The organism is Pseudomonas sp. Pseusp97 (genome assembly GCF_047304025.1).
In the GTDB taxonomy this organism is placed as follows: Bacteria; Pseudomonadota; Gammaproteobacteria; order Pseudomonadales; family Pseudomonadaceae; genus Pseudomonas.
Genome location: NZ_JBGLYK010000398.1, coordinates 1 through 2341, shown reverse-complemented (window position 1 = coordinate 2341; position 2341 = coordinate 1). Strand labels below are relative to the sequence as shown.

Here is a 2341-nt window from a genome sequence, read left to right as displayed (position 1 = left end):
GTGCGCGCCGTGCTCGCCGCGCGCCTGCGCTCGCTGAGCCACGGGGTTTCCGGCGTGCGCCTGGAGCTGCTGGAGCGCCTGCACGCGTTCCTCGAACACGACATCCTGCCGCTGATCCCGGAAGAGGGTTCGGTCGGCGCCAGCGGCGATCTCACGCCGCTGTCCTATGTCGCCGCGACCCTCGCCGGCGAGCGTGAAGTGCTGTGGCGCGGCGAGCGTCGCAGTGCTGCCGAGGTCCACGCCGAACTGGGCTGGCAGCCGCTGGTGCTGCGGCCCAAGGAAGCGCTGGCGCTGATGAACGGCACGGCGGTGATGACCGGCCTGGCCTGCCTTGCCTATTCGCGCGCGGACTATCTGCTCAGGCTGGCTACGCGGATCACCGCGCTGAACGTCATCGCCCTGCAGGGCAACCCGGAACACTTCGACGAACGCCTGTTCGCCGCCAAGCCGCATCCGGGGCAGATGCAGGTCGCCGCATGGATTCGCCAGGACCTCGCCATCGACGCGCCGACGCAGCCATTGCACCGCCTGCAGGACCGCTACTCGCTGCGCTGCGCTCCCCACGTGCTCGGTGTGCTGGCCGACAGCCTGGGCCTGCTGCGGCAGTTCATCGAGATCGAGCTGAACAGCGCCAACGACAACCCGATCATCGACGCCGAGGACGAGCGCGTGCTCCACGGCGGGCATTTCTACGGCGGGCACATCGCCTTCGCCATGGATAGCCTGAAGAACCTGGTGGCCAACGTCGCCGACCTGCTCGACCGGCAGCTCGCGCTGCTGGTGGACACCCGCTACAACCACGGCCTGCCGAGCAATCTTTCGGGCGCGCCGGCGGATCGCGCGATGATCAACCACGGCTTCAAGGCCGTGCAGATCGGTGCCAGCGCCTGGACCGCCGAGGCGCTGAAGAACACCATGCCGGCAAGCGTGTTCTCGCGTTCCACCGAGTGCCACAACCAGGACAAGGTGAGCATGGGCACCATCGCCGCACGCGACGCCCTGCGCACCCTGGAGCTGACCGAGCAGGTCGCCGCCGCCACCCTGCTGGCCGCGCAACAGGGCGTCTGGCTGCGCTGCGGCGAGGCCGGTGCGCGCCCGCTGCCGGCACCGCTGGGCGGCATGCACGAGCAGCTCGGCCGGGACTTCCCGCCGCTGATCGAGGATCGCGCGCTGGAAGGCGAACTGCGCCTGTGCCTGGAGCGCATTCGCGCGCGCCACTGGGGGCTCTATGCGTAAGGCCGGGGTACTGCAGGCCGAGGTGGAAATCCTCGTGCCGTTCTTCGACGTCGACATGATGGAAGTGGTCTGGCACGGCCACTACGTCAAGTACCTGGAAGTCGCGCGCTGCGCCCTGCTCGACAAACTCGACCACAACTATTCGCAGATGCGCGAAGCCGGCTACGCCTGGCCGGTTATCGACCTGCAGCTGCGCTACGTGCGCGGCGCGCGCTTCGGCCAGCGCATCAGCGTGCGCGCCGACCTCGTGGAGTGGGAGAACCGCTTGAAGATCAACTACCTGATCAGCGACGCGCAGACCGGCGAGCGCCTGACCCGCGCCAGCAGCACGCAGGTGGCGGTTGAGATCGCCAGCCGCGAGATGCAGATGGCCTCGCCCGCCGTGTTCATCGACGCCGTGCAGCGCGCGCTGGAGGCCGAAGCATGCTGAAGCGCGCCCTGCTGGTTTGCGGCCTGCTGACTCTGTTCATCAAGAGCATTCCGCTGGCCCAAGCCTTCGACCTGCCGCAACTGGCCGCGCAGCTCGGCAAGCCGGCGGTGGTGCGCGGGGAGTTCGTCCAGGAGAAGCACCTGCGCTCGCTGCCGCAGCCGCTGGTGAGCAAGGGCCACTTCGTCCTCGCCAAGCAGCACGGGCTGCTCTGGCTATTGCAGACGCCACTCAAGCAGGACTACCGCATTGACGAGCAGGGCATCGCCCGGCGCGACGCCGATGGCTGGCAGCAACTGCCGCAACGCAGCGCCAGCGCGCAGCAGAACCGCCTGTTCCTCGCCGTACTGGAAGGCGACAGCAGCGGCCTGCAGCGCGACTTCGACCTCGCCCTGAGCGGCGAGGCGAGCGACTGGAAACTCACCCTGACCCCGCGCGCGGTGCTGCTCAAGCAGATCTTCGACAGCATCGAGATCGCCGGCGGCGAGCTGGTGCAGCGCATCGAACTGCACGAAGCCCAGGGCGACCGCACCGTGCTGCGCATGACCGGCAGCCAGCCCGGCGACAGCCTGACCGATGCGGAGCGCAGCGACTTTGCCCGCTGAACGGCCGCAGTGGCTGCCGCGCCTGGTGATCGCCGGGCTGCTGGCGCTGCTCGCCCTCGCCGCCTGGCAATGG

The 2341-nt window shown here is 69.0% G+C and carries 3 protein-coding genes; all 3 read left to right on the top strand.

The genetic code is table 11. From position 1 onward, the window contains the following. A partial coding sequence (locus ACCC94_RS29325; RefSeq protein ID WP_413353101.1) for an HAL/PAL/TAL family ammonia-lyase occupies window positions 1–1236 on the top strand: 1236 nt, incomplete at its 5' end. Then, a complete protein-coding gene (locus ACCC94_RS29320; RefSeq protein ID WP_413353100.1) occupies window positions 1229–1666 on the top strand; it encodes an acyl-CoA thioesterase in 438 nt (145 codons plus the stop codon). The genes ACCC94_RS29325 and ACCC94_RS29320, both read left to right, overlap by 8 nt. After that, window positions 1660–2268, top strand: a complete 609-nt coding sequence (locus ACCC94_RS29315; RefSeq protein WP_413353099.1) for an outer membrane lipoprotein carrier protein LolA — start codon at window positions 1660–1662, stop codon at window positions 2266–2268. Before ACCC94_RS29320 ends, ACCC94_RS29315 begins: the two co-directional genes overlap by 7 nt. Window positions 2269–2341 lie beyond the last annotated feature (73 nt).